The 26,355-nt window shown below is 73.0% G+C and carries 21 protein-coding genes; 13 read left to right on the top strand and 8 right to left on the bottom strand.

Annotation, left to right across the window (positions count from 1 at the left end):
• Positions 1 to 44 precede the first annotated feature (44 nt).
• Positions 45 to 1,544, top strand: coding sequence for a PLP-dependent aminotransferase family protein (locus ACFY1L_RS17115; RefSeq protein ID WP_388824105.1), 1,500 nt, complete (start codon positions 45 to 47; stop codon positions 1,542 to 1,544).
• Between the two features lie 50 nt (positions 1,545 to 1,594).
• On the opposite strand, the gene ACFY1L_RS17110 is transcribed toward ACFY1L_RS17115, so the two are convergent.
• Positions 1,595 to 3,211 (bottom strand): hypothetical protein, encoded by a 1,617-nt coding sequence (locus ACFY1L_RS17110; RefSeq protein WP_388824103.1) that lies wholly within the window; start codon positions 3,209 to 3,211, stop codon positions 1,595 to 1,597.
• 40 nt (positions 3,212 to 3,251) lie between these two features.
• The gene (locus tag ACFY1L_RS17105) at positions 3,252 to 3,446 is read right to left on the bottom strand and encodes a hypothetical protein (protein WP_099934012.1); all 195 of its coding nucleotides are present in this window, start codon (positions 3,444 to 3,446) and stop codon (positions 3,252 to 3,254) included.
• A gap of 260 nt (positions 3,447 to 3,706) precedes the next feature.
• On the opposite strand from ACFY1L_RS17105, the gene ACFY1L_RS17100 reads away from it, so the two are divergent.
• From ACFY1L_RS17100 to ACFY1L_RS17080, 5 genes are all read left to right on the top strand, one after another.
• Entirely contained in the window at positions 3,707 to 4,099 is a 393-nt protein-coding gene (locus ACFY1L_RS17100) for an ankyrin repeat domain-containing protein (RefSeq protein WP_388824101.1), read from the top strand.
• A 300-nt stretch (positions 4,100 to 4,399) separates the two neighbouring features.
• Positions 4,400 to 5,818, top strand: a complete 1,419-nt coding sequence (locus ACFY1L_RS17095) for a HEAT repeat domain-containing protein (RefSeq protein WP_388824099.1) — start codon at positions 4,400 to 4,402, stop codon at positions 5,816 to 5,818.
• Positions 5,819 to 6,004: 186 nt separating this feature from the next.
• The gene (locus ACFY1L_RS17090; protein WP_388824097.1) at positions 6,005 to 7,141 is read left to right on the top strand and encodes a glycosyltransferase family 4 protein; all 1,137 of its coding nucleotides are present in this window, start codon (positions 6,005 to 6,007) and stop codon (positions 7,139 to 7,141) included.
• On the top strand, positions 7,138 to 8,295 hold the full coding sequence (locus tag ACFY1L_RS17085) for a glycosyltransferase (RefSeq protein ID WP_388824095.1): 1,158 nt from the start codon (positions 7,138 to 7,140) through the stop codon (positions 8,293 to 8,295). Before ACFY1L_RS17090 ends, ACFY1L_RS17085 begins: the two co-directional genes overlap by 4 nt.
• A complete protein-coding gene (locus ACFY1L_RS17080) occupies positions 8,292 to 9,146 on the top strand; it encodes an SGNH/GDSL hydrolase family protein (protein WP_388824093.1) in 855 nt (284 codons plus the stop codon). The genes ACFY1L_RS17085 and ACFY1L_RS17080 overlap by 4 nt, the downstream gene beginning before the upstream one ends.
• A 10-nt stretch (positions 9,147 to 9,156) precedes the next feature.
• Here the strand turns inward: ACFY1L_RS17080 and ACFY1L_RS17075 are convergent, their stop codons facing one another.
• From ACFY1L_RS17075 to ACFY1L_RS17055, 5 genes are read right to left on the bottom strand one after another with little or no spacing between them, the layout of a single operon-like run.
• Positions 9,157 to 10,026 (bottom strand): biotin-dependent carboxyltransferase family protein, encoded by an 870-nt coding sequence (locus tag ACFY1L_RS17075; RefSeq protein ID WP_388824091.1) that lies wholly within the window; start codon positions 10,024 to 10,026, stop codon positions 9,157 to 9,159.
• A complete protein-coding gene (gene pxpB, locus ACFY1L_RS17070; RefSeq protein ID WP_388824089.1) occupies positions 10,023 to 10,640 on the bottom strand; it encodes a 5-oxoprolinase subunit PxpB in 618 nt (205 codons plus the stop codon). Before pxpB ends, ACFY1L_RS17075 begins: the two co-directional genes overlap by 4 nt.
• Positions 10,637 to 11,395: a LamB/YcsF family protein gene (locus ACFY1L_RS17065; protein ID WP_388824087.1), complete on the bottom strand. Its 759-nt coding sequence runs from the start codon at positions 11,393 to 11,395 to the stop codon at positions 10,637 to 10,639. Before ACFY1L_RS17065 ends, pxpB begins: the two co-directional genes overlap by 4 nt.
• Before the next feature lie 18 nt (positions 11,396 to 11,413).
• Positions 11,414 to 12,235, bottom strand: coding sequence for a putative hydro-lyase (locus ACFY1L_RS17060; protein WP_388824085.1), 822 nt, complete (start codon positions 12,233 to 12,235; stop codon positions 11,414 to 11,416).
• Complete coding sequence (locus ACFY1L_RS17055; protein WP_388824083.1) at positions 12,232 to 13,527, bottom strand: MFS transporter; 1,296 nt, start codon at positions 13,525 to 13,527, stop codon at positions 12,232 to 12,234. The genes ACFY1L_RS17060 and ACFY1L_RS17055 overlap by 4 nt, the downstream gene beginning before the upstream one ends.
• 173 nt (positions 13,528 to 13,700) lie before the next feature.
• Here ACFY1L_RS17055 and ACFY1L_RS17050 point away from each other — a divergent pair, with 173 nt between their 5' ends.
• From ACFY1L_RS17050 to ACFY1L_RS17035, 4 genes are all read left to right on the top strand, one after another.
• A complete protein-coding gene (locus ACFY1L_RS17050; RefSeq protein WP_388824081.1) occupies positions 13,701 to 14,396 on the top strand; it encodes a GntR family transcriptional regulator in 696 nt (231 codons plus the stop codon).
• A gap of 102 nt (positions 14,397 to 14,498) precedes the next feature.
• The gene (locus ACFY1L_RS17045) at positions 14,499 to 16,025 is read left to right on the top strand and encodes a hypothetical protein (protein ID WP_388824079.1); all 1,527 of its coding nucleotides are present in this window, start codon (positions 14,499 to 14,501) and stop codon (positions 16,023 to 16,025) included.
• A 31-nt stretch (positions 16,026 to 16,056) separates the two neighbouring features.
• Positions 16,057 to 16,947, top strand: a complete 891-nt coding sequence (locus ACFY1L_RS17040; RefSeq protein ID WP_388824077.1) for a hypothetical protein — start codon at positions 16,057 to 16,059, stop codon at positions 16,945 to 16,947.
• Between the two features lie 37 nt (positions 16,948 to 16,984).
• Positions 16,985 to 21,601, top strand: coding sequence for a hypothetical protein (locus ACFY1L_RS17035; protein ID WP_388824075.1), 4,617 nt, complete (start codon positions 16,985 to 16,987; stop codon positions 21,599 to 21,601).
• Positions 21,602 to 21,608: 7 nt separating this feature from the next.
• On the opposite strand, the gene ACFY1L_RS17030 is transcribed toward ACFY1L_RS17035, so the two are convergent.
• Positions 21,609 to 22,175: a hypothetical protein gene (locus ACFY1L_RS17030; RefSeq protein WP_388825368.1), complete on the bottom strand. Its 567-nt coding sequence runs from the start codon at positions 22,173 to 22,175 to the stop codon at positions 21,609 to 21,611.
• A gap of 419 nt (positions 22,176 to 22,594) precedes the next feature.
• Between ACFY1L_RS17030 and ACFY1L_RS17025 the strand changes: the two genes are divergently transcribed.
• Genes ACFY1L_RS17025 through ACFY1L_RS17015 form a run of 3 tightly spaced genes read left to right on the top strand, consistent with a single transcriptional unit; the run spans position 22,595 to position 26,334 of the window.
• Positions 22,595 to 25,495, top strand: coding sequence for a nitrate- and nitrite sensing domain-containing protein (locus ACFY1L_RS17025; protein WP_388824073.1), 2,901 nt, complete (start codon positions 22,595 to 22,597; stop codon positions 25,493 to 25,495).
• Complete coding sequence (locus ACFY1L_RS17020; protein WP_388824071.1) at positions 25,492 to 25,929, top strand: roadblock/LC7 domain-containing protein; 438 nt, start codon at positions 25,492 to 25,494, stop codon at positions 25,927 to 25,929. The genes ACFY1L_RS17025 and ACFY1L_RS17020 overlap by 4 nt, the downstream gene beginning before the upstream one ends.
• 9 nt (positions 25,930 to 25,938) lie before the next feature.
• Positions 25,939 to 26,334, top strand: a complete 396-nt coding sequence (locus tag ACFY1L_RS17015) for a DUF742 domain-containing protein (RefSeq protein WP_388824069.1) — start codon at positions 25,939 to 25,941, stop codon at positions 26,332 to 26,334.
• The last annotated feature ends 21 nt before the right edge of the window (positions 26,335 to 26,355 follow it).

Here is a 26,355-nt window from a genome sequence, read left to right as displayed (position 1 = left end):
GAAGCATCATCCATGGCCAATTCGCGGAAGGTGGACTGATTTTCATGGCCCAGTGGACCTCGGCGATGGGTGCCGCACAACTCGCCCGGCTGCTCAACTCCCAGCAGGACCGCCCGGCGGGCCCGGGCACCCGCCGTCCGCCCGCCTACCGCGCGCTGGCCGACGGCATCCGGCTGCTGGTGCTGGAGGGCCGCGTCCCGGTGGCCGCCCGGCTGCCTGCCGAACGCGAGCTGGCTCTGGCCCTGTCCGTCAGCCGTACGACGGTCGCGGCGGCCTACGAGGCGCTGCGCACCGAGGGCTTCCTGGAGTCCCGGCGCGGCGCCGGCAGCTGGACGGCCGTACCGGCCGGAAACCCGCTCCCCGCGCGTGGGCTCGAGCCCCTGCCGCCCGAGGCCCTGGGTTCGATGATCGACCTGGGCTGCGCGGCGCTTCCCGCGCCCGAACCCTGGCTGACCCGCGCCGTCCAGGGCGCCCTGGAGGAACTGCCGCCGTACGCCCACACGCACGGCGACTACCCGGCCGGGCTGCCCGCGCTGCGCTCGATGATCGCCGACCGGTACACCGCGCGCGGGATCCCGACGATGCCCGAGCAGATCATGGTGACCACGGGCGCCATGGGTGCGATCGACGCGATCTGTCATCTCTTCGCCGGCCGCGGTGAGCGCATCGCCGTCGAGTCGCCCTCGTACGCCAACATCCTCCAGCTGATGCGGGAGGCGGGGGCGCGGCTCGTGCCCGTGGCGATGGCCGAGGGGCTGACCGGCTGGGACATGGACCGCTGGCGGCAGGTGCTGAGGGATGCCGCGCCCCGGATCGCGTACATCGTCGCCGATTTCCACAATCCGACCGGCGCGCTCGCCGGCGAGGACCAGCGGCGGCAGCTCGTGGAGGCGGCCCGGTCGGCGGGGACGGTGCTGATCGCCGACGAGACGATGAGTGAGCTGTGGCTCGACGACACCGTCGAGATGCCGCGGGCGGTCTGCGCCTTCGATCCCGCCGGATCCACCGTCATCACCGTCGGGTCGGCCAGCAAGGCCTTCTGGGCCGGGATGCGCATCGGCTGGGTGCGCGCGGCACCGGACGTGATCCGCAGCCTGGTCGCCGCGCGCGCGTACGCCGATCTGGGCACCCCCGTGCTGGAGCAGCTCGCCGTGAACTGGCTGTTCAGCACCGGCGGTTGGGAGCAGGCCGTGGACTTGCGGCGCGGACAGGCCAGGGACAACCGGGACGCGCTGGTCGCGGCGGTGCGAAGGGAGCTGCCCGACTGGGAGTTCGAGGTGCCCGGGGGCGGTCTCACGCTGTGGGTGCGCACCGGAGGGCTGTCGGGCTCGCGGCTCGCCGAGGCGGGGGAGCGGGTCGGGGTGCGGGTGCCTTCGGGGCCGCGGTTCGGGGTCGACGGAGCCTTCGAGGGGTATGTACGGCTGCCGTTCACCGTCGGGGGTGCGGTGGCGGACGAGGCGGCGGTGCGGTTGGCCGCGGCGGCGCGACTGGTGGAGAGCGGGGCGTCCGGGGGCGGCGAGACGCCGCGTACGTTCGTGGCGTGACTGGGGGTCGGTGCCGGGGCGTGGGCTCGCTCACCGGCGCCGACCGGCGGTCATGAGGTCTCGGCGACCACGGCTTCCATCGGGACCGGATCCGCCTTTTCCATCGCAGCCGGCTCCGCTGCTTCCGGCTGCGCCTCCGTCGGCTCCGCGTCCGCCGGCGTCGTCCGCGCCGGCAGCAGGGCCAGCACCGCCTGGCGGTCGGCCTCGCTCGTGGCGTCGTCGTACGGGTCCGGTGTCGACGGGACCTGGAGCCGGTGGACCGGGCCCGCGCCGAGGCGGGCGTAGCCGCGGCCGGGCGGGACCTGGGGGACCGGCGTGGTGTGCGGGGGCGTTCCCAGGACGGTGGTGAGCTGCTCGTCCGTCGCGGGTCCGAGCACGACACGCGCGCGCGTGTGCTGCCGTACGGCATCGGTCAGGGTTTCCGCGCTGTCGAACTGGTCGGCCACCACCACGGTCACGTTCGCCGCGCGTCCGTGTCGCAGCGGTACCTGGAGCAGGGACTGCGGGTCCTTGCGGCCGTCCGCGGCCGCGAGGTGGGAGAAGGCGCTCGGGCGGTCCAGGACGATCCACAGGGGCCGCTTGGTGTCCTCGGGCGGCGGATGGCCGGCCTGGCGGGCGCGGTTCATGGCGATCAGACGGCGCTCCGTCTCGGTCGCCGCCCACTCCAGGCTGGCCAGCGCGCCGGTCAGCCCGCACTCGACGGCCAGGACGCCGTCGCGGCCGGTCAGGCAGGCGTACTCGCCGGTGCTGCCGCCCTCGACGATCAGGACGTCGCCGTACTGGAGCGCCTGCAGGACGACGGAACGCAGCAGTGTCGAGGTGCCGCTGCCCGGCTGGCCCATGACCAGGAGGTGCGGCTCGGTGGAGCGGATGCCGGTGCGCCAGACGACCGGCGGGACGTCGCGCTGTTGCTCACCGTGGGTGAGGGGAAGCGTGCGCTGGACCTGGGTGGGGTCGGTGAAGCCGAGGACCGTCTCGCCCGGCGCCGTGACGAAGCGCTGGGCGGCGATGTCCGTGGGCAGCGGGGGCAGGACCGTGACGGTGAGCTCGTTGCCCTCCTCGTCCCACGCGAAGTGGTACTCGCGGCCGCGGCCCGACTTGGCGTGCAGCAGCTGCTCGACCCGGGCACGCGAGTCGGCCTCGCCGTCCTTGAAGTACGCCGGGTAGCGGATCACGAGGTGGGTGACGCGGCCCGAGGCGTCGAACTCGTACGTCGGGAAGACCTTCTCCCACTCGCCGCCGTGTGCGAACAGGGGTGAGGGGTCCTCGGCGGCCGAGAAGTACGGGACCAGGGCCTCGTACAACGACTGGAGGCGCTGTGTCTGGGACTCGTCGGGCCCTTCGGGCGCCGCGGGTTTGCGGTCCCGGCCGTGCCAGGCTGCCGCCGTCATCAGGGTGATGACGGCGAGCAGCGGGCCGTACGGCAGGAGCGCCACGACCAGGATCACCGAGGCCACCAGGAACAGCAGCGGCCCGCGCCGGTCCTTGGCGGTCTCGGCCCACTTGCGCCGCCCGGCCGCGGCCAGTCGGCGCAGACCACGGGTGACCGTGATCAGCGGGTGGAGGACGTCGGTGGCGCTGTCGGCCGCCGTCCGGGCCAGCTCCCGGCTCCGGGCGATCTGCGCGCTGCCTGTGCTCAGGATGCGGGGGAGGGGGCGCCGGGCCACTGCAATCTCCTGGTGGTGCGTACGGGCGGGAGGGGCGGCGTCAGAACTTGATGCCGCCGAGGAGGCTCGCGAGGCTCTCGCCGCCGGCCTTGATGCTCGGCGCGATGGCCGTGCTCGCCAGGTAGAAGCCGAACAGGGCGGAGACCAGCATGTGCGAGGCCTTCAGGCCGTCCTTGCGGAAGAAGAGGAAGACGATGATGCCGAGAAGGACCACGCCGGAGATGGACAAGATCATTTGAGTTCTCCTGGTTCACGGGGACAGTCACCATGAGTACTTCCAGGATCACAGCATGTATCCATACTATAAAAGGTGCAACTGGGTGAATTTAGGTGCATTTCCCTCGGGTGGTCGAGCGCTCCGGGCCGCCTGAGGCGGACTGTTGCGTCCGACCGGGTCTGTGCTGATCTTTACCTCGGGCGCATCGGGTCATGTGTTGCGCTAGCCAGTACCCTTGCGATTCACCTGAACGGTTGTATGGAGAGGCGGTCCGGCCGATGACTGAAGCCCCCGACCCCGAGGTCGTGGAGCTGGCGACCAAGATCTTCGATCTGGCCCGGCAGGGGCAGACCGAGGCGCTCGTGGCCTATGTCGACGCGGGTGTTCCGGCCGGCCTCACCAACGACCGCGGGGACTCGCTCGTGATGCTCGCCGCGTACCACGGGCACGCCGATGCGGTGCGTGCGCTGCTCGCGCGGGGCGCCGCGGCGGGCGGTGTCAACGACCGGGGGCAGACGCCGCTCGCCGGGGCCGTCTTCAAGGGTGAGACGGAAGTGATCAAGGCCCTCCTTGAGGGGGGTGCGGATCCGGCCGAGGGCACCCCCTCGGCCGTCGACACGGCCCGGATGTTCGGCAAGACCGAACTGCTCGAGTTGTTCGCAGCACACTGATCCGAATGTTCTGACCAGCAAAAACACGGAAAACGGGGGAGGCGGTACAGGGCCGCCGAAATTTCGGTCGCGGCAGGTCGAAGTGCCGGGTCATCATGACGTCGTGATTCACGGACGCGATGGCTGGGCAGGTGTTGCCGCACCGCGCGGGCCGTGATGCGGTCCGCATGGGCCAATGACGAGAGGCAGAGGAAGATGGCTTACAGCAAGCAGGAAACGGCGGGCGCCCCGACGTGTTGGCACGCGGCCAGGTAATGCACGTCCCCGGTTGCGTCGACGCTTGATGTGAGGCTGTTTCCCATGTTCGATCCGGTCATAGCGCCCAGCGGTACGCTGCTCGGCCTGCTTCAGCGGGGCCGCGGCGACGGCACGCTGCACGCGCTCACCGCCCCGCGCCCCGAGGCGCTCGCGGCGCTGAACCACTGTGTGCTGCGCGACCCCCGCCACGACTGGCAGGTGGAGAACCGCTCGCTGTACTACGCCCGTCTCTACCTCGACCTCAACGGCGAGCTGGACGAGATCGAGGCGCACCTCTTCGACGTCGAGGACGTCTTCGACACCGAGGAGTCACGCACGGGGCTGGCCCTGGCCGTCCTCGGCCACCTCGCCTCGTACGGCAGGCTGGACGCGCTCGAACTGCTGCGCAGGTACGCCGCCTCCGGCGCCAACTGGGCCTGGGCCCTCGACGAACTGGCGCTGCGCGACGACGACGCCGGCCTACGGGCCCTCGCTGCCCCTGTGCTGGCCCGTTTCGCCACCGACGCGGAGGGCGAGGCCGAGCTGGCCGCCGCCGTCCGCGACGCCTTCGAGCCCCGGCCGTGGCGGCTGTGGGCCGAGGATCCGCGCGAATCGATCGCCACGCGTGTGCGTGCCGCTCAGGAGACCGGCTGTTTCGACCGCTGGCAGCGGCAGATGCGACCATCCGGGCCCCGTCCGGGGTGGAGCGTGCAGGCCGTGTTCGAGTGGGCCCAGCAGGGCGTCGAACGGGGCGCCGCGCTGCACGTCCCGGCCGCCCGCTGCCTCACGGCCGTGGCCGGCCCCGAGGACCGGCCCGAGATCGTGCAGGCCGCCAAGGACGGCACCGACGGAGCCCGCTGCACCGCGCTGCGCTACCTCGCCGACAGCAATGATCCCGATGCCCTCGGCCTGATCGAGGGCGCCGTGACCACCGGCACACCGGCCGTGGTGGAGGCCGCCGTCGACGCGTTCGAACGGATGCGCAGTATCGCCGCCGTCGACCGGGCCCGCGGCTGGGCCCACCGGCCCGATCCGCTGGGCGCCGCCGCCGGCCGCATGCTCGCCTGCCGGGGCGGTACCGAGGACAAGGACCTGGTCCTGGGCGCACTGCGCGAGGCCGTACGAGGCGAGGGGCCCGACGCCCCGACCCTGTGGACCCTCGTCGACGGCACCGGTCGGCTCGGCATCGCCTGCGCCGCCCCCGTGCTGCGCCATATCTACCGCGAGACCGCCTCCTCCCATCTCCGCGGCCGGGCCGCCCGCGCCCTCGCCGCCACCGATCCCTCCTTCCCCGCAGGCTTCGCCGTCGAGTGCCTGTGGGACTGCGAGGAGACCACCCGCGAGATCGCCGCCCGGCACGCCGAGACCGGTGACGCCCGGGTCGTCGAACAGCTCCGTCGGCTCGCCGCCGATCCGGCCGAGGAAGCCGAGGTGCAGACGGCCGTACGGAGTCGGATCACACCCGACGGACCAGCCGTTTGAGCCAGCCACGCACGCGTGCACCGGGCGCCGTCACGGCGGCCGGGTGAACAAGGGGTGACCCGCGGGTCAGGCGGTCATGGACACGGTCTGACCTGCTCGGGTGTGCGAAGGAACGCTCACGGGACGTTCATCGTGCGCAAAGATCGACGTTGACGCGGGCACGTCCGGCACGGCGAGAACACCAGTATGCGTGTCGTCATCGTGACCGAATCCTTTCCCCCCGACGTGAACGGCGTGGCCCACTGCGCGCTTCAGACCGCCCGGCACCTCGTAGATCGCGGTCACTCCCCGCTCGTCGTCGCGCCGGCCCCGCCTCCCACCGCCGGCAAACGGCCCGACGCCTCGGCGCCGTGCCCCGTCGTCCGTGTCCCCTCCCTCCCGCTCCCGGGCTACCCCCAGGTCCGCGTCGCGCTGCCCAGCCGGCGCCTCGCCGCGGCGATCGTCGAGCACCGTGCCGACATCGTGCACCTGGCCAGCCCCTTCGTCCTCGGCGTCCGCGGCATGGCCGCCGCCGCCCGGCTCGGCATCCCCGCCGTGGCCGTCTACCAGACCGACCTGGCCGGATACGCCCGTACCTACATGGGCGCCGGCGAGGCAGCCGCCTGGCGGCGCATCCGCTCCGTCCACTCCGCCGCCGACCTCACCCTCGTGCCGTCCAGCGCCTCCATGCGTGACCTGGAGGACCACGACGTCCCCCGGCTCAAGCTGTGGCCGCGTGGCGTCGACACCGTCCGGTTCCGCCCCGACCTGCGCGACGAGGTACTGCGCCGTGAACTCGCCCCCAACGGCGAGGTGATCGTCGGCTATGTCGGACGGCTCGCCCCCGAGAAGCACATCGAGCTCCTGGCCGGAGTGTGCGGTCTGGAGGGCGTGCGGGTCGTGGTCGTGGGTGACGGGCCGAGCCAGCCGAACCTGGCCGAGGCGCTGCCCGGCGCGGTCTTCCTCGGCCGCCGCACCGGTGACGACCTCGCCCGGATCTACGCCTCGTTGGACGTCTTCGCGCACACCGGTCCCTTCGAGACCTTCTGCCAGACCGTGCAGGAGGCCATGGCGAGCGGCGTCCCCGTGGTGGCGCCCGCCACCGGAGGCCCCCTCGACCTGGTCGCCCACGGGCGCACCGGGCTGCTGGTCCCGCCCCGGGACGCGGAGGCCGTACGGGACGCCGTGGGCCACCTGGCCGTCGACCCCGCCCTGCGGGCCTCCTTCGGCGCCGCCGCACGGGCCATGGTCGAGGGCCGCACCTGGGCGGCGGTCGGCGACCAGCTGATCGGGCACTACGGGGACGTGCTCGCCGCGCGCAAGAAGACGGCGGTGGCGGCATGACCTCGCTGCGGATCGTGCGGCTGGCCAACTTCGTCGCACCCGCGTCCGGCGGCCTGCGTACCGCGCTGCGTGAGCTCGGCAAGGGCTACAAGGCGGCCGGTCACGACCCCGTGCTGATCGTGCCGGGCGAGCGCGCGGACGACCGCGAGACCGAACAGGGGCGCGTCATCACCCTGCCCGGGCCGCTGCTGCCCGGCACGGGCGGCTATCGCGTGCTCACCGACAAGCGGCGCGTGGCCCGGCTCCTGGAGGAGCTGGCGCCCGACCGCCTGGAGGTCTCCGACCGTACGACCCTGCGCTGGACCGGCAAGTGGGCACGGCGGGCCCGCGTACCCGCCGTGATGGTCTCCCACGAGACCGCCGACGGCGTCCTGCGCACCTGGGGCCTGTCCGAGGGCATGGCCCGGCGCGCCTCCGACGCCCTCAACGTCCGTACGGCGCACACGTACGCGCGCGTGGTGTGCACCACCGAGTTCGCCGAGCGGGAGTTCGTCCGGATCGGCGCCCGCAATGTCGTACGGGCTCCGCTCGGCGTCGACCTCGTGGAGCGGCATCCCGCGCTGCACGACCCCGGGGTGCGTGCACGGTACGCGCGCGTGGACGAGGCGCTGCTCGTGACGTGCACCCGGCTGTCCGTGGAGAAGCGGCCCGGCACGGCACTGGACGCCCTGGAGGCGCTGCTGCGGCGCGGCAGGCGGGCGGTGCTGGTGGTGGCCGGGGACGGGCCGCTGCGTCCGCGGCTGGAGCAGCGGGCACGCGAGCGCCGGTTGCCGGTCACCTTCCTCGGGCACGTCGCCGACCGCGGCGCGCTGGGCGCACTCCAGGCCTCCGCCGACGTGTGCCTGGCCCCCGGGCCCGCCGAGACGTTCGGGCTCGCCGCGCTGGAGGCGATGGCCTGCGGGACGCCCGTGGTGGTGAGCACCTCGTCCGCCCTGCCGGAGGTGATCGGATCCGCCGGGGCCGTCGCGGCGGACCACGGGGACGCCTTCGCGGACGCCGTCGACCTGCTGCTCGCGCTCCCCGAGCGGGAGCGACGCGAGACGGCACGCGCGCGTGCGGAGTGCTTCGGCTGGAGCACGGCCGTCGAGGCGTTCCTCGCCGCGCACGACGCGACGGTACCGGTGCGTCGTTTCGTGCCCGGAGGCGTCGCATGAGATCGGTGCGTTTCGTGGCGCTCGGCGACTCGCTCACCCAGGGCGTGGGCGATCCCGTCGGCGACGGGTGGCGCGGCTGGGCCGCGCTGCTCGCCGACGGGCTCGCCGGGCCAAAGGAGTCCGTGGAGTTCACCAACCTCGCCGTCAGCGGGGCGCAGACCCGGGAGGTGCTGGAGCTGCAGACGCCGGCCGCGCTCGCCCTGCGGCCGGACGTCGTCTCCGTCGTCATCGGCGTCAACGACACCCTGCGCTGCACCTTCGACATCCACGCCGTGGCCGAACGGCTCGACAAGGTGTACGCCGCCTTCACCGAGCAGGGCGCGGTCCTGCTCACGGCGTGTCTGCCCGACCCCGGCGCGATGCTCGGCCTGCCGGGGGCGCTGGCCCGACCGCTGGCCCGGCGGCAGCGGGCGGTCAACCGGGTGGTCCATGCGCTCTCCGACCGGTACGGGGCCGTCCACCTGCATGCGGCCGAGGGCGGTTGGATCATGGACCGCGCGATGTGGAGCGCGGACCGGCTGCACCCCGGCGAGCGGGGCCACCGGCAGCTGGCGGTGCGCCTCCACGCGCTGCTGGCGGAAGCGGGCCTGGCGACGGGCACCGCGCCCTCGCCGGAGCCCGAGTTCCCCGTGCCCACCAAGTCGGCGAGCCTGCTGTGGCTGGCAACCGCGGGCACCGGCTGGGTGGCCAGGCGCTGCACCGACCTGCTGCCGCAGCTCCTGACACTCGCCGCCGACGAGCTGCGACACCGCGCGCGGGGGACGAGCTCGCGGCTGGATCTGCGGGCGTCGGCGGCGGTTTCGGCGGCGCTGGCGGCTTTGTCGGTGGTGGAACAGGCGGACGCGGTGTGATCGGAGCGCTTCAGCGGCGCCGTACCGCCACGAAGCGGACCGGCGTGCCCGGTGCCGCCTGGGCGGCGGCCGGGAGGTCCTGGGCGCGGACGACCGCGATCACCGGATAGCCCCCGGTGGTCGGGTGGTCGGCCAGGAAGACCACCGGTCTGCCGTCCGGCGGGACCTGGACCGCGCCCAGCACCATTCCCTCGCTGGGGAGTTCGCCCGGCCGGGTCCGCTCCAGGGCGGGTCCCTCCGTGCGCAGGCCGATGCGGTTGCTCGCGGGTGACACCCGGTACGCGCGCGTGGTGAAGGCGCGCAAGGCCTCCGGCGTGAACCAGTCGTCACGTGGTCCCAGCGTCACCCGCAGAACCAACTCGGCCGGTGGCGCCGGCTGCGGGGCGACGTCCACGCGCGCGTGGAGGCTTTCCGGCGTTCCCAGGGGCAGCACCGTGCCGTCCGTGAGTGGGGCAGGGCCGAGGCCGGACAGGAGGTCCGTGGAGCGGCTGCCCAGGACCGGTTCGACGGCGACCCCGCCGGAGACGGCCACGTAGCTGCGTACTCCCGAGACGACCGTTCCGACCTCCAGGACCGCACCGGCGGGCACGTGCACCGGCGCTCCCCAGGCGACCGGCCTGCCGTCCACCGTGACCGCGCAGGGGGCGCCCCCCACGGCCACCGTGCCGGCTGAACGCGGCCGTACGGCACAGCCGTTCACCGTGGTCTCCAGGACGGCCGCCTCGGGCGGGTTGCCGACCAGCCGGTTGACGAGGGCCGCCGCCGGGCCGTCGAGCGCGCCGGAGCGGGGCACGCCCAGGTGCGCGTGCCCCGGGCGTCCGCGGTCCTGCACCGTGGTCAGCGCTCCGGCCCGTACGACGACGAGCGCCCGGTCCGTCATGAGCGCCCCACCGGGACGAAGCGCACGCGCGTGCCGGGCGCCAGCAGCGCGGCCGGCACGCGCGCGTGGTCCCACAACACGGCGTCCGTGCGCCCGATCAGCTGCCAGCCGCCCGGCGACGAGCGCGGATACACGCCCGTGTACGGCCCCGCCAGCGCAACCGAACCCGCCGGGACGGCCGTGCGCGGGGTGGCTCGGCGCGGGACGTCGTAACGCGACGGCAGGCCGGTGAGGTAGCCGAAGCCGGGGGCGAACCCGCAGAAGGCGACGTCGAATTCGGTCTCCGCGTGGATGCCCGCCGCCTCGTGCTCGGTCACGCCCCAGTGCGCGGCGACGTCGGCCAGGTCCGGGCCGTCGTAGCGCACCGGGATCTCGATCACGTCACGCGCACTTGGAGGGGTGGGAGGTACCTCGGAGGCGGTCAGTTCGCCGGCCAGGCGGGCCGGGTCGGCGAGGCCGTCGAGGAGGACGGTGCGGGCCGCGGGGACGATCTCGCGGACCGACAGCGCGCCCTCCGCGCGGCGGCGCAGCAGATCAGCGTGCAGCGCCTGCGCCTCCTCGCCGGAGGACACCTCGATGAGCAGGGCACTGTCGCCGACGGGCAGTGCCCTCATGCGAAGGCCTCCACCCGGACCCCGGACTCCTGCAGGCGTTCCCGCACCAGCCGGGCCAGTTCGACGGCACCCGGGGTGTCCCCGTGCAGGCACAGGGAACGCGCGCGTACCTCGACTCGCTCCCCGGAGTGCGAGCTGACCACTCCGTCGCGGGCCAGGCCCACCGAGCGCTCCACGACCGCCTCCGGGTCGTTGACCACGGCACCGTCGTGGCCGCGCGGTACGAGCGTGCCCTCGGGCGTGTACGCGCGGTCCGCGAACGCCTCGGTGACGGGCGGGAGTCCGGCTTTCTCGGCGTACTCCAGCAGCCGTGAGCCGGGCAGACCGAGCACGGGCAGCGTGGCGTCGGCGAGCCGCACACCGTCCACGACCGCGCCGGCCTGCTCCTCGTCGTGCACCACACGGTTGTAGAGCGCGCCGTGCGGCTTGACATACGACACGCGCGTGCCCGCCGCGCGCGCGAAGACCTCCAACGCGCCGATCTGGTACGCCACTTCGGCGGCGAGCTCAGCGGGCGGCACGTCCATCGCGCGCCGCCCGAAGCCGGCCAGGTCCCGGTAGGAGACCTGGGCGCCGATCCGGACACCGCGCTCGGCCGCGAGCTCGCACACCCGCCGCATCGTGGCCGCGTCCCCGGCGTGGAACCCGCAGGCCACGTTGGCGCTGGTGACGACGGACAGCAGCCGCTCGTCGTCGGTCAGCCGCCAGCGGCCGAAGCCCTCGCCGAGGTCGGCGTTCAGATCGATCGAGGTCATGGATCCTTCGTTCTCGTCTCAGGCCACGCGGTACTGCTCGTCGCGGGCGTCGGTCAGGAACATCTGCCCCGGTGCGTGCGTGATGGCGAACGGCGGGAGCGAGGCCATCACCGCGGCCTGCGGGGTCACTCCGCAGGCCCAGAACACCGGGATGTCGTCCGGCTCGGCGTCCACCGGATCGCCGAAGTCGGGGCGGCCGAGGTCCTCGATGCCGAGCCCCGCGGGATCGCCGCAGTGTACGGGGCTGCCGTGCACCGCCGGGAGCAGGCTGCTCTCCCGGATCGCCGCCGCCAGGTGCTCCGGCGGCACCGGCCGCATGGACACCACCATGGGGCCGTGCAGCCGCCCCGCGGGGCGGCACTGACGGCTGGTCACGTACATCGGGACGTTGCGGCCCTGCTCGACGTGGCGGATGGGGACGCCCGCCTCGGCCAGTGCCCACTCGAAGGTGAAGCTGCAGCCGATCAGGAACGACACCAGGTCGTCGCGCCAGTGCGCGCGTACGTCCGTCGGTTCGTCCACCAACTCGCCGTCCTGCCACACCCGGTAGCGCGGCAGGTCGGTGCGCAGGTCCGCGCCCTCCGCGAGGACCGTCGTGACCGCGCCGGCGTCCGTGACGTCGAGCACCGGACACGGCTTGGGGTTGCGCTGGCAGAACAGCAGCATGTCGTACGCCCAGTCGGCGGGTACCGAGATCAGGTTGACCTGGGTGTGGCCGGCCGCGACCCCGGCGGTGGGTCCGGCGAGCCCGTTCCGGAAGCGGGTCCGGGCGGTTTTCGGGCTCCACGCGTGCGCGTGCTCGTCGACGACGGTCAGGGGGCGGTCCTCCGTACGGTTCACGCGAGTTCCTTTCCACGCGTCTCCGGCAGCCCCAGCAGCGCCAAGGCCGCGATGCCGTAGCCGATCGCGCCGAACACCAGCGCACCGCCCACGCCCCAGCTGTCGGCCAGGAAACCGACCGTGGTGGGGAAGACGGCACCCACGGCGCGCCCGGTGTTGTAGGTGAAGCCCTGGCCCGTGCCCCGTACGGCTGTCGGGTACAGCTCGCTCAGGAAGGACCCGAAGCCGCTGAAGATCGCCGACATGCAGAAGCCCAGCGGGAAACCGAGCACCAGGAGCAGGGTGTTGGCGCCGCTCGGGATGTTCGCGTACGCCAGGATGCAGACCGCCGACAGCACGGCGAAGAGCCAGATGTTGCGCTTACGGCCCAGCCGGTCGGTGAGATAGCCGCCGGTCAGATAGCCGAGGAACGCGCCCGAGATCAAGAACGTCAGGTAGCCGCCGGTGCCGACGACCGACAGGCCGCGCTCGCTCTTCAGATACGTCGGCACCCAGGTGGCGAGCGTGTAGTAGCCGCCCTGGACACCGGTGGACAGCAGCCCGGCGAAGATCGTGGTGCGCAGCAGACCTGGCTTGAAGATCGCCGTGAACGAGCCCTTCTGCGTGCTCTGTTCGCGTACGGCGGCCGCCTCCGGGGCGTCCTGCACCCGGCGTCGCATCCAGACCACCAGGAGGGCCGGAAGCGCGCCCGTCCAGAACATGATGCGCCAGGCCAGGTCGTCGCCGGCGAAGGAGAAGACCAGGGTGTAGACGATCGCGGCGAGCGCCCAGCCCACGGCCCACGAACTCTGGATCGCGCCGAGGGTGCGGCCGCGGTGCTTGGCGCTCGCGTACTCGGCGACGAGGATCGCGCCGACCGCCCACTCGCCGCCGAAACCGAGGCCCTGGAGCGCCCGGAAGACCAGCAGCGTCTCGTAGTTGGGCGCGAAGCCGCAGGCCACGGTGAACACCGCATAGGTGATCACCGTGATCATCAGCGCCCTGACCCGGCCGAACCGGTCCGCCACAACTCCCGCCAGGGCGCCGCCGATCGCGGAGACCACGAGCGTGACGGTCGTGAAGAGGCCGGTCTGGCCGCTGTCCAGGCCGAAGTACGCGGCCAGCGCGACCATGCTCAGAGGCAGCGTGAAGTAGTCGTACGAGTCCAGGGCATAGCCGCCGAACGCACCGGCGAAGGCGCGGCGGCCGCGCGGGCCGAGGGCGCGCAGCCAGCCCAACGCGCCGTCGTGGTCGGTGAGTTCATCTGCTCGTGGGTCGGCGGTCAGGGCCTGAGGCTGAGGGGTCGTGCTCATGGGCACCTCGCAGAGGGAGGACGGAGGGTGCTTGAGAAGTGAGCCGTGCCGTGCGGGAGCGGTCGGCACCGCGGTGAGCGAGGCGGCGCCGTGCGTAGCAAGGTAGAGGATCGTTGAACGATCCTTCAATACCCATGTTGTTTCGTTCTTGTATCTGCGATTGAATTCCGGGCATGGCAGAGCAGCTGACAGGACTGGCCGACGACCGGGCTCTCCTGGGGCGCACCAGCACCGCGGAACGCGTCTCGGACATCCTCAGGGGCCGTATCGCCGAGGGCTTCTTCCCGCCCGGCACGAGGCTGTCGGAGGACAGCATCGGCGGCGCGCTCGGAGTGTCCCGCAACACGCTGCGCGAGGCGTTCCGGCTGCTCACCCACGAACGCCTGCTCGTCCACGAGCTGAACCGGGGCGTGTTCGTCCGGGTCCTGACCGTCGAGGACGTCGAGGACATCTACCGCACCCGCGGACTCGTGGAGTGCGCCGTCGTCCGAGGGCTCGGCGAGCCGCCGTACGGCCTGGACGCGCTCGCCGGCGTCGTCGAGGAAGGGCAGCGGGCGGCGCGCGAAGGTGACTGGAAAGCAGTGGGTACCGCCAACATCCACTTCCATCGGGAGCTGGTGGCTCTCGCCGGCAGCGCCCGCACCGACGAACTGATGCGCAGCGTCTTCGCCGAACTCCGCCTCGCCTTCCACGTCGTGGACGACCCGCGCCGGCTGCACGAGCCGTACCTCGCGCGTAACCGGCAGATCCTTCAGGCGCTGCAGGTGGGCGACCGGACGGAGGCCGAGAAGCTGCTCGAGGTCTACCTCGAGGACTCGCTGGAGCGGGTCGTCGAGGTGTACCGGCGGCGGGTCGGCGAGGACGGGTAGCGGGACGGGGGAGTGCTGGTCCCATCGGTGTGACAACTGTGACGCCTGTGCCCATCTCCGTCGTTTGGGTCGTTGTCAGACCGAGGACCTAGTCTGTGCACCGTGACTTCGCCTGCTTCGACGGACCGTGTTCCGCCCCAGCTCAGCGCGGGGCCGCGCCCCGCACCGGGCCCGGCCGCCGACGAGGGGCTGGCGCGGCGCCTGCGCGCGCTCGCCTGCACGGCGCCGCTGCACGACCTCGATGCACGCAAGGCCAACCTGGCGGGCGAGTACTCGGTGTACGGCATGGCGGAGGTGGCCCTCTCGGCCATCGACCTGGTCACACTGAACATGGACTTCGACACGGGCGCCGACCACGACCAGATAGTCGCCCGCCTCATCCCGCGCATTGCCGCCCAGGCCCCGCAGCGGCCCGTCTCCGAGCACGAGCGCGTGGCCCGCTGGGTGCTGGAGAACCTGATCAACGTCGGCAGCGTCGACCGCGGCTTCCGGGCCGTGTACGGCACGTTCACGACGGACGGCAGCTACGTCCGCCGTGACTACGACTTCAAGCTGATCGAGGAGGTGCCGGGCCCCGGCGGCACGGTCTACCTCCGTACGACGGACGAGGCGGTCAACGTCCTGGTCGGGGCGCTGGACACGGACGTCACCAGCGCGCAGATCGCCGCCGAGGTCAAGCTGGAGGTCCTGATCAACCGGGGCCGCCTCGCCGACGCCCAGCTCGCGGCCGAGCAGGCCCGCTACCGGACGGTGCAGTATTCGGAGACCCTGCGCAGAGCCCTGGACGCGACCCGGCGCAACGTCCGGGCGGTGGACTGGCTCAACTCCGTGCCCGACATGATCGCCGAGGCGCTGGACCACGTGGCCGACCGGTACCGCCACGAGAACGCGATCCTCACCAACATCCGCAAGGCGCGGGACGAGACCGAGGACGCCGAGCACAAGCGGCGCGCCGCCGAGCTGGTGGACATCGTCAAGGACTGCATCCGCAGGCATACGCAGCTGCAGTCCCGGCTGCTGGAGGCCGGGCCGCTGTTCCGCGCCGAGCAGGACCGGCAGGCCTTCGCCACGCCCATGACGTCGTCGGGGATAGACCTGTACGGGCATCTGGTCGCCCCCGTGCTGCCGCTGCCGCTGGAGCAGGCCGTCCGCGTCACGGACGCCTTCTTCGCGCGCGGGACCGGGTTGCGTACGCCGGTGTCGGTGCGGGTGAGCGACCTGGTCGACGTCCTGCTGACGCCTCCGGTGGAGCGGGAGCACCTGGGCGCGGAGATGCCGGAGCCGGATCTGATCGCGACGCCGGACGACAGCCGGTTCAGCGAGGAGCAGTTGGCGGCGGCGACGGAGTTGCTCGATCTGCCGGCCGACGCGCCGCGGCGGTTGTCGGGCCTGTTGGCGGAGGCTCGGCGTCAGGACCCCGATCTGCCGTACCTGGTGGCCCTGTTGGCGGTCCATGCGGCCAGCCCGGCCGTCGGCACCGCCTACCGCCAGGGCGAGGAGAAGCTGCTGTTCGCCGTGGACGACGGGACGGAGCTGGACGACCCGGAGTTCGGCGGGGCCGACCTGATCGTGGGGACCGCGCTGCTGGATGCGGCGGGGATGGCAGCGGATCGGACGGAAGCAGCATGACCAGGCAGCAGCGCGACAAGGAGCCCAAGCCGTGACCGAGCACGTCGAGTGGAGTGAGCCGGAGACCGCAGTCGCGCCGGTCACCGCCGCCGTCACGCCCGCCGACGCCGCCGACGCGGCGCGGCTCGTCGCGTTCGGACTGCAGCCCAAGCTGCAGCCCGCGCGCGACCAGGAGTACGCGGAGCTGCTGCGCCGCTACCGCGAGGACCCGCCGTTCGCGCGCCTCGCGGACGCGGTGGCCGCGGGACTCGGGCTGGTGGTGCTGGAGGTGTCCCCGCGCGCGGGGATGGCCGTCACGGCCGCCGAGGACTCGGTGTTCGCCGTCCGTATGGGCGATTACGCGCGTCGTACGTCCGCCGACGGCGGCGACCGGTTCCTGCACGGACTGGCCCATCTCGCCGTCGCCGCCATGGCGTTCCCGCGCCCCGAGGACCTGGCCGACGACGGCTACATCGGGCGCGTGACGGTCAACGGCGTCGACGCCTTCGTACGGCAGGCCTGCCGGCGCCTGGAGGAGCGCGCCGAGGCGCACGGCGACAACACCGACCCGGCCACCGAGGCGCCCGGTCTGGAGGCCGCCTGGCGGATCTGGGCGAGACGCAGCGCGACCGGTGCCACCAAGGACGCGCGCAGACTCGCCGGTTCGACGACCGGCATCGTCGGCAAGGCCGCGGTGTTCCTCACCGACTCCGGCTTCCTGCAGCGCACCGGCGACGACAACGGCGGTACGTACCGGACGACGGCCCGCTACCAGCTCCAGGTGCGGGACATGGCGGGCAGCGCCGCGATGGCCGAGCTGCTGGAGCTCGGCGTCGTCCCGATGACCGACGGGACGCCGACGCTGGTGCCCGCCGAGGACACCGACGACCTGGAGCTCGCGGCCGACGCCGGGCTGCCGTTCCACGCGCCGTCCCGCTCCTGAACTTCCCCGACCTGCCGAAGACTTACGAGAGTCCGCCATGTACGAGCTGTCCCGGGTCCGCCTCTACTCCATCGGTCCCGCCGGTGCACGCTACGCCGACACCGTGCTTGACCTGCGCGGTGTCGGCGAGCCCGTGCCCGACCCCGCGCCCACCCAGGCTGAGTTCTTCGAGGAGGAGCCCGTCGGTCCGCCGCGCCGCCCCGCGCCTGCCGGCGTGCTCTTCCTGGAGAACGGCGGCGGCAAGTCGGTGCTGCTGAAGCTCATCTTCTCGGTGATGCTGCCGGGCCACCGCAACACCCTGGGCGGCGCCAGCTCCGGTGTGCTGCGCAAGTTCCTGCTCGCGGACGACTGCGGGCACGTCGCCCTGGAGTGGCAGCACACGCTGACCGGCGAATGCGTCGTGGTCGGCAAGGTCAGCGAGTGGCGGGGGCGCCAAGTCTCCAACGACCCGCGGAAGTTCGCGGAGGCCTGGTACTCCTTCCGGCCCGGGCCGGGGCTCTCTCTGGACAACCTGCCGGTCGCCGAGGCCACTTCGGTACGCGCGCCCGTCGAAGGCCAGTCCGGCGCGCAGGGCCGCCGTCGCACCATGAAGGGCTTCCGGGACGCCATCACCGAGGCGGGCAAGGCGTATCCGCACCTGGAGGTGCACTGGGAGGAGATCCACGACCGCTGGATCGAGCACCTCGGCGACCTCGGCCTCGACCCCGAACTCTTCCGCTACCAGCGGGAGATGAACGCCGACGAGGGCGAGGCCGCGGGCCTCTTCGCGGTCAAGAAGGACTCCGACTTCACCGACCTCCTGCTGCGCGCCGTGACCGACACGCGGGACACCGACGGGCTCGCTGACCTGGTCAGCGGCTTCGGCAACAAGCTGGGGCGCAGGGCCGAGCTGATCGCCGAACGGGACTTCACCGCCGGGTCGGTGGACCTGCTCGGGCGGATCGTCGAGGCCGCCGAGGCACGCGCGCGTGCGCGTGACATCCACGCCGGTGCGGAGCGCCGTACGCGCACGCTGGCCCGTCGGCTGTCCGCGCGGGGCGTGCAGGAGCGGGTGAGGGCCGCCGACCTCGCCCAGCGCGTCACCGCGGCCGCCTACGCGGTCACGCATTCCGAGGCGGGCCGGGAGCGCAGTGCGCTGATCGCGGCCGAACTCGCCTACCGGAACGCCTCGTTGGCGCTCGCAGTGACCGAGAAGTCCGCAGCAGCCCAGAAGCGCGAGCTCGCGGACGCACGCACCCTGCACTCCGCCTGGCAGGCCGCCGAGGCCGTACTGCGCCACGGCGACGCCGCCGACCGCGTCGCGCGCGTGGCCGCCGCGATCCAGGTGGCCGAACGGGACGCGGCTCCCGCGCTCGCCGCCCGGGCCAAGGCCGCCGTGGATCTCGTACGGGCGCTGCACGCGGCCGCGGGGAGTGCGGAGGCCCTCGCCAACGAGGAGGAGGAGCGGTCCGCCGCGCTCCAGGAGGTCGGCGAGGCCGCCCACCGGGACTCGACCGCCGCCGCCACGGAGGCGCAGCGGGCCCGCAGTGAGGTCGGGCATCTGCGGCAGCGCCTCACCGAGGTCGAGCAGGAGACCGCCGAGGCGGTACGGGCCGGCTGGCTCGACGACAGCGCGCCCGACGCCGACCCGGCGCGCGCCGCCCTGGCGGCCAGCGATGCCGAGAAGACCGCGGTCGCCGCCTGGGACACGGCGCGCGAGGCCTCGCGCAAGGCCACCGAGCACGCGCGCGAGGCTGCCTCGACGGAGTCCCGGGCAGAACTGACGGCGGCCCGCGCGGCGGACGCGGCAACGGCGACCCAGCGGTCGTACGAGGCCGAGCACCGCATCGCCGAAGCGCTGGCGGGGGAGGAGCGGCTGGCGGAACTGCTGAGCATCTCCGGCGACGAAGCACGGCCCGTGGTCCCGCGGCCCCGGCACGAGACGGGCAGCGACCAGGCAGCCCTCACTCCGGAGGAGCTCGACCGCTTCGCCGACGAACTGCGCGAGCTCCTCGACGACTGCGTCTCCTCCGCCGAGCGTCAGCTCTTTGACCTGCGCACGGATGCGGCCGACGACGCCCGGATCCTGGGCGCGCTGGGTGACGGCGGACTGCTGCCGCCCGGCCCGGACGTGCTGGCCACCGTGGAGTTCCTCGGCGAGCACGGCATCCCGGCGCTGCCGGGCTGGCGCTATCTCGCCCAGGCCGTCGACCCGGCCGACCACGCGCGCGTGCTGGCCGCCCGGCCGGAGCTGGTCGACGGCGTGATCATCACCGACCCCGAGACACACGCGCGGGCCCGCGACGCGCTCAGCGACGCCGCCCTCCTGCCGCGGTCCGCCGTGGCCGTCGGTACGGCCGCCGCCCTGCTCGCACCCACCCCGGACACGGACTCGGGAGACGGCAGCGTCTTCCTCGTACCACCGAACCCCGCCATGCACGACGAGCACGCCGCCGACGAGGAACGGCAGGCGCTGCGCGCGCGGGCGACCGAGCGGGACGAGGAGATCCGGACGCTCGCCGCGCGGCTCGGCAAGGACCGGGAGCTGGCGGCGCGGCTCGCCTCCTGGCGCACGGGGTGCCCCGCGGGGCGGCTCATCGAGCTCGCCCAGGCCGCCCACGACGCGCAGGCCTTCGCCGAGGAGGCGGAGGCCGAGCTGGCCGAGGCACGCGCGGTGCGGACCGAGGCCGACGAGGCCGCCGCCGAGGCGTCGCACGTGCGCGAGGAGCGACAGGAGGCTGCGCAGAAGGCCCGGCGCGCGGCCGACGCCCTTGCCGGGCTCGCCTTCCGGCTGCGCGAGCGGGCGGGCTGGCAGGTCAAACTGCGCGAACTGGCCGACGAGGGCGCCGAGTCGGAGGCCCGCGCCCAGGCCTGTCTGGAGCGCGCCCGCGCCGCCGACGAGGACCGGCGCGCCGCCCAGCGCGCCGCAGACGACGCCCGTAGGACCGCCCGGGCGCTGCGCGCCGAGCGCGCGGAGATCGCGGGCGCCCCCGACGACGTACCGGAGGACGACGCAGCGCCCTCCAAGTCGTCGCTGCCCGCCCTCCGCGAGGCCTACCGCGCCGCCTCCCAGGTGTACGAGAAGGTCGGCGTCGGCGCCGACCTGCGCGCCGAGCAGGCCCGCGCGGAGAGCGACGAGAGCGCCGCCCGCGCCGAGCTGGACCGGCTCAGCAACAAGGTCCGCACCCGCGCCGAGCAGCTGCTGCAGTCGCCGGACGGGTCCGACGGGCCGTCCCGGCAGGCGGCCGCCGCACGGGCCGAGGAGCTGGTGCAGCTCCTGGAGACCCGGATGTCGACCGCGAGTGAGCAACTCGGGCGGCTGCGTGGCGAGGCCGAGCGGCACGCCCCCGAGGACGGCGACGCGCACACCGAACTGCCCGAGGAGCTCGAGCCGCGCGACGCCGAGCACGCCCAGGCGCTGCTGCGCACCGCGACGGCCGAACTTGCCTCCCGCACCGAGGCGTTGAACCAGGCCCGGGAGGCGCACGCGGAACTCCTCGACGCCCACCGCGCGGCCGAGGACGCGGCCGGCGGCTTCGACGAGATCGCCGCGATGCTGCGCGACCTGCTGCGCGAACACGCCATGGAGGAGGAGCAGGAGGAGCCGGAGCCGTACCCCGGCAGCCTGGAGGAGGCCCGGCAGTCCGCCGCGGAGGCCCGCCGGTCACTGCGCGGCTGCGCGGCCGACCTGTCCGCCGCCGAGGCCGCCGTGCGCGAGGCGAGCGACGTGCTCGTACGGCACGCCAACTCCACGCGCTACGAGCAGGTCCGCACCCCCGCACGTCAGCAGATCCGCGAACTGCCCGCCTCCGCCCTGCCCGAGCACGCACAGAAGTGGGCCGACGCGTTCGCGCCCCGACTCCGCGTCCTCACCGACGAGTTGGCACAGCTGGAGCGGAACAGGGACTCGATCGTGGACCGGCTGCGCGGCCTGGTGGAGTCGGCGCTGGCGACCCTGCGGTCAGCCCAGCGGCTGTCCCGGCTGCCCGAGGGGCTCGGCGAGTGGTCCGGGCAGGAGTTCCTGCGCATCCGCTTCGAGGAGCCCGACCAGGCCACGCTCACCGAGCGGCTCGGCGAGGTCATCGACGAGGCCACCCGGGCGGCCGTGAAGAAGAACTCCGACCTGCGACGCGACGGCATGTCCCTGCTCCTGCGGGGGGTGGGCGCGGCACTGCAGCCCAAGGGCGTCGCCGTCGAGATCCTCAAGCCGGACGCCGTGCTGCGCGCCGAGCGCGTGCCCGTCGGGCAGATGGGCGACGTGTTCTCCGGCGGCCAGCTGCTCACCGCGGCCATCGCCCTGTACTGCACGATGGCCGCGCTGCGCTCGAACGACCGCGGCCGCGACAAGCACCGGCACGCAGGCACGCTGTTCCTCGACAACCCCATCGGCCGCGCCAACGCCACCTACCTGCTGGAGCTGCAGCGCGCCGTGTCCGACGCGCTCGGCGTCCAACTCCTCTACACCACCGGCCTGTTCGACACGACCGCACTGGCCGAGTTCCCGCTGGTCATCCGGCTGCGCAACGACGCCGACCTGCGGGCCGGGCTGAAGTACATCAGCGTCGAGGAACACCTCCGTCCGGGTCTGCCGCGTGAGGCCGTTGTCGGAGAGGCCGGGCACAGCGAGATCACTGCAACGCGGATGTTCAAGCGCCCGGCGCCCAGCGCTCCGTGACCGGCCCTCAGGAGTGCGACAACCGGCCGGTTCCGCCCTGCCGGCGTATCCGCTCCTGTGCCCGCTCGGTGGCCCTCGCCTGACGTCGGGCCCGGCGCCGCTCGCGGCGCAGGGCCCGGGCGGTGCTGCTCGGCGCCGACACCACGCCGTTGCGCTGGTTCCAGACCTGGCGGGTCACCCAGACGTCCAGGGCGCCCCAGGTGGCCACCACCGTACTGACGACGCTGCTGATGACCATCGGGAAGGCCAGCCAGGAACCGGCCATGGTGCACAGGAAGGCCACCATCGCCTGGATCAGCGTCACGGCGATGATGAGCACCGCCCGCACCGCCGCCGTGCGCACCGGATCGGGCATCCGGCGCCGCCGCGCCGACTCCTCGACCCACAATGGCTGGTAGGGAGGCTGCACTTGGTCCATGTTGTTGTCCTTGGTCCCCGTCGCAGCGCCGCGTCTGTCCCTCGCCTCGCGACCGGTTGCCGGAATGTCGCGATCCCGTGCCTCGGCGTTCTGCTGCACCGTCAGGTGCGCCTCCACGCCGTCTCCGGGCGCCTCGCACCGCTCCGCCGTGCCCATCAACGTGTCACTCCCCACCGCCGGCAGACCGCTCGCTCCGTGTCCGATCACACGGCTCCCCTGTGGCTGCCCGGCTTGCGCTGTTTTACGCCGCCGGGGTGCGGGATGCGGCTCCTGTGGCCGATTCCGCCCCCATTTCCCATGGACAAGGACGAACAAGACGTCCTGAAGATTCCCAAGGAGCGTAAATTTCCAGCCAACTGGCCGGACGGGCCGGTCGGATGGACATCGGCGGTCACCACAGGAATCGGGGAGGCAATCTCCCCCAATGACCGGACAACTCCCCATGTCTCGCCGCCCGCGCGGAAGTTCAGCTTCCGGACGGCTCTTCGAGTTACGTGTGCGTCGGTAGTAGGCTCGCGCCGTTTGTTGACGTACATGTGTACCCCCGGTCGGTGGGGGGCGAGCTGGGGGAGGCCATGCGCTTTCGCGGGAAGTCGATCCGCCGGAAGATCGTGGCGCTGCTTCTCGTGCCGCTGGTGTCCCTGACTGCGATCTGGGGCTTCGCCACGGTACTCACGGGTCGCGAGGCAGAACAGCTGTTCAACGTGTCGGACGTGGTCGAGAAGATCGCGTACCCGATCGAGGACACCGTCCGCGTCCTGCAGCAGGAACGCCGCCAGACCCTCGTCTACCTGGCCGATCCCCGGGCCTCCGACGGGCTCACGGACCTTCGGCAGAGCCGGGCCGCCACGGACAAGGCCGTCGCCGAGATCCGGAAGAACGCCAAGGACCCCGATGTGCGCGACGCGGTGGGCGAGGGCACGGACGAGCGTCTGACCGCCGTGCTGGACGCCTTCGACGGCATCGACGCCCTGCGCCGCGGCGTCGCGGACGGCACCGTCGACCGCGCACGGGCCCTCGACCTGTACAACCGCCTGGTCGACCCGTGCTACACCCTGCTGACCAACCTCCACGTCGTCGACAACGTCGAGATGGACAAGCAGTACCGCGCACTCGTCAACCTCGCCCGCGCCCGCGAACTGCTCTCCCGTGAGGACGCCCTCCTCGGCTCCTCCCTGATCGTCGGCAAGCTCTCGCGCAGCGAGAGCCGCGACGTCTCCGACCTGGTCGCCCAGCGCACCCTGATGTACGACGTCAATCTGCCACTGCTGCCCTCCTCGGAACGCGACCGCTACGACCGGTTCTGGAAGAACGCCGCCACCGCCCCGCTGCGGGTGGCCGAGGAGTCCGCGATCTCCTCCGGGTCCGGCACGTCCCCCGAGGTCAGCGCACAGAGCTGGGACACCGCCGCCGGAAACGTGCTCGACGAGCTCGGCAACCTCAACGACCAGGCGGGCGACCGCTACCAGGACCGCGTCCGCCCGGTCGCCATGGGCGTCATCGCCAAGGCCGCCATCGCCGGCGTCCTGGGTCTGCTCGCCCTGCTCGCCTCGCTCTTCCTGTCCGTCCGTGTCGGCCGCACCCTCATCCGCGACCTGCGGCAACTGCGCCTGGAGGCCCACGAGGCGTCCGGCGTACGGCTGCCGAGCGTCATGCGCCGGCTGTCCGCGGGCGAACAGGTCGACGTGGAGACCGAGGTCCCGCGCCTGGAGTTCGACAAGAACGAGATCGGCGAGGTCGGCCAGGCCCTCAACACCCTGCAGCGCGCCGCCGTCGAAGCCGCCGTGAAGCAGGCCGAGTTGCGCGCCGGGGTGTCCGAGGTGTTCGTCAACCTCGCCCGGCGCAGCCAGGTCCTCCTGCACAAGCAGCTCACCCTGCTCGACACCATGGAACGCCGGACCGAGGACACCGACGAACTCGCCGACCTGTTCCGCCTCGACCACCTCACCACCCGCATGCGCCGGCACGCCGAGGGCCTTGTGATCCTCTCCGGCGCCGCTCCCTCCCGGCAGTGGCGCAGGCCAGTCCAGCTCATGGACGTGGTGCGCGCCGCCGTCGCCGAGGTCGAGGACTACGAGCGCATCGAGGTCCGCCGGCTGCCGCGGGTCGCGGTCACCGGTCCGGCCGTCGCCGACCTCACCCATCTCGTGGCCGAACTCCTGGAGAACGCCACGGTGTTCTCCCCGCCGCACACGGCCGTCCAGGTCCTGGGCGAGCGGGTCGCCAACGGCTTCACCCTGGAGATCCACGACCGCGGCCTCGGCATGGCGGCCGACGCCCTGCTGGACGCCAACCTCCGGCTCGCCGAGACACCGGAGTTCGAGCTCTCGGACACCGACCGGCTCGGCCTGTTCGTGGTCAGCCGGCTCGCTCAGCGGCAGAACGTCCGGGTCTCGCTGCAGCCGTCTCCCTACGGCGGCACCACCGCGGTCGTCTTCATCCCCGATGCACTGCTGACGGACGACGTCCCGGACACCAACGGCATCGGCTTCCGCCTCGACCGGCCCCGTCCCTCGAAGGAGGCCGAGCTGGAGGAGAGCCGCCGGACCGCGCTCTCCCAGATGCCCGTGGAGCTGCCGGGTCTGCCGGCCTCCCTCCTGGACGGTCCGATCGAACTGGAGGCGCCCGTCGACCTCGACGCCATCGAGGAATTCCCGGGTGCGCTCGACGACGAGGACAGCGAACGCGGCGGACTCTTCCGCCCACGCCGCTCCATCGTCCTCGCCGAGGACGAGACGACCGGCCGCCACGGCGATCTTCATCACGCGCCCGACCCCGACGAGCCCGATCACGACGGCGCCGTTGCGAGCGCCCCGGTCGCGCTGCCCCGCCGCCGCACGCCCAAGCTGGTCAGCTCGCACGGGCGCCCGGTCACCGAGCAGCGGTCGCGCCGCGAGGACGCGGTCGACGGTCCCGCCACAGGTCCGGGTCGACCCGAACCGGAGGCCGCGGCACCGTTGCCGTCCCGCCGCCGGGGCGAGGAGTCCCTGGCGAGCCGGGGCGGGCCCGACCAGGCAGCCGTGCCCCCGCTGCCGACCCGCCGCCGTGGCGCCTCGCCGCTGCGCCCGGGCAACGGCGGGGCCGACGGTCCCGGTGAGCACGCGACCTCCCCGGCGCCCGAGGGACGCTCCGGCGAGGCCCCGGCCCTCCCCATGCGCAACCGAGCCGCGATCGCCCCGGGCGACGCCGCCTCCGACGACCGGCGCCCCGGCACCGCACCGCAGGAGCCAGGCTCCGGCACGGGCCCGCTGCCCCGGCGCGTACGGCAGGCCAACCTGGCTCCGCAGCTGAAGCAGAGCGCCCAGCGGCACACGGAGGAGCGCAAGGACCTCGAGGAGCGGGACGCCGACGAAGTACGCAGCCGTATGGCCTCGCTCCAGCGCGGCTGGCAGCGCGGCCGCGAGGAGAACGCCGCGGGCGATGACGCCCACAGCGGCACAGCACCACAGGGAACGACAAAGGGGGACGGTCGATGACCGCACCGAAGGCGACCGGCCACACCGCGACCAACGAGTCCGGGGGCCTGAACTGGCTCCTGGACGACCTGGTGGACCGCGTCGCGAGCATCCGCAAAGCCATCGTGCTCTCCGGGGACGGCCTGCCGACCGGTGTGTCCAAGGACCTCACCCGGGAGGACAGCGAGCACCTCGCCGCCGTCGCCTCCGGATTCCACAGCCTGGCCAAGGGCGTGGGCCGCCATTTCGAGGCGGGCAATGTCCGGCAGACGGTCGTCGAGCTCGACGACGCCTTCCTGTTCGTGACGGCCGCCGGCGACGGCAGCTGCCTGGCCGTCCTCGCGGACGCCGACTCGGACGTCGGCCTGGTCGCCTACGAGATGACGCTTCTCGTCAAGCGGGTCGGTGTACATCTGGGCGCCGCTCCGCGCACCGATCTGCCCGCGGGCGGGTAGTGGGATGTCATGAGCGCTGACGGTCAGGGAAGAAGCCACTGGTTCGACGACGAGGCCGGACCGGTCGTCCGTCCGTACGCGATGACGCGTGGCCGCACCACCAGTCCGGGCCAGCACCGTCTCGACCTGATCGCCGTGGTCGTCACGGAACCCCAGGCGGACGATCCGGACGCCGACTCGACGCTGTCCCCGGAGCACGTGGACATCGTCGATCTGTGCCGTGACGCCCCCCAGTCGATCGCGGAACTCGCCGCCGAGCTCGATCTGCCCATCGGAGTGGTCCGGGTCCTGATCGGCGACCTGGTGGACGGGGAATTCGTCCATGTGACCCGGCCGGTACCCCCTGCCGAACTGCCGGACGAGAGTATTCTGCGCGACGTGATCAACGGCCTCCGGGCGCTGTGAGCGGCGCGAAAGCGGGGTACT

The sequence above is a fragment of the Streptomyces sp. NPDC001663 genome (assembly GCF_042893105.1).
In the GTDB taxonomy this organism is placed as follows: Bacteria; Actinomycetota; Actinomycetes; order Streptomycetales; family Streptomycetaceae; genus Streptomyces.
The sequence above is the reverse complement of the archived record's forward strand: the minus strand, read 5'-3'. Positions and strand labels throughout refer to the sequence as shown.

Coding starts and splice junctions, on each gene's coding strand:
- ACFY1L_RS17085 (WP_388824095.1), top strand. CDS start 7,138: ATGACCTCGCTGCGGATCGTGCGGCTGGCCAACTTCGTCGCACCCGCG.
- ACFY1L_RS17020 (WP_388824071.1), top strand. CDS start 25,492: ATGACCGCACCGAAGGCGACCGGCCACACCGCGACCAACGAGTCCGGG.
- ACFY1L_RS17030 (WP_388825368.1), bottom strand. CDS start 22,175: ATGGGCACGGCGGAGCGGTGCGAGGCGCCCGGAGACGGCGTGGAGGCG.
- ACFY1L_RS17090 (WP_388824097.1), top strand. CDS start 6,005: ATGCGTGTCGTCATCGTGACCGAATCCTTTCCCCCCGACGTGAACGGC.
- ACFY1L_RS17075 (WP_388824091.1), bottom strand. CDS start 10,026: ATGACGGACCGGGCGCTCGTCGTCGTACGGGCCGGAGCGCTGACCACG.
- pxpB (WP_388824089.1), bottom strand. CDS start 10,640: ATGAGGGCACTGCCCGTCGGCGACAGTGCCCTGCTCATCGAGGTGTCC.
- ACFY1L_RS17015 (WP_388824069.1), top strand. CDS start 25,939: ATGAGCGCTGACGGTCAGGGAAGAAGCCACTGGTTCGACGACGAGGCC.
- ACFY1L_RS17105 (WP_099934012.1), bottom strand. CDS start 3,446: ATGATCTTGTCCATCTCCGGCGTGGTCCTTCTCGGCATCATCGTCTTC.
- ACFY1L_RS17095 (WP_388824099.1), top strand. CDS start 4,400: ATGTTCGATCCGGTCATAGCGCCCAGCGGTACGCTGCTCGGCCTGCTT.
- ACFY1L_RS17080 (WP_388824093.1), top strand. CDS start 8,292: ATGAGATCGGTGCGTTTCGTGGCGCTCGGCGACTCGCTCACCCAGGGC.
- ACFY1L_RS17115 (WP_388824105.1), top strand. CDS start 45: ATGGCCCAGTGGACCTCGGCGATGGGTGCCGCACAACTCGCCCGGCTG.
- ACFY1L_RS17050 (WP_388824081.1), top strand. CDS start 13,701: ATGGCAGAGCAGCTGACAGGACTGGCCGACGACCGGGCTCTCCTGGGG.
- ACFY1L_RS17025 (WP_388824073.1), top strand. CDS start 22,595: ATGCGCTTTCGCGGGAAGTCGATCCGCCGGAAGATCGTGGCGCTGCTT.
- ACFY1L_RS17065 (WP_388824087.1), bottom strand. CDS start 11,395: ATGACCTCGATCGATCTGAACGCCGACCTCGGCGAGGGCTTCGGCCGC.
- ACFY1L_RS17055 (WP_388824083.1), bottom strand. CDS start 13,527: ATGAGCACGACCCCTCAGCCTCAGGCCCTGACCGCCGACCCACGAGCA.
- ACFY1L_RS17100 (WP_388824101.1), top strand. CDS start 3,707: ATGACTGAAGCCCCCGACCCCGAGGTCGTGGAGCTGGCGACCAAGATC.
- ACFY1L_RS17035 (WP_388824075.1), top strand. CDS start 16,985: ATGTACGAGCTGTCCCGGGTCCGCCTCTACTCCATCGGTCCCGCCGGT.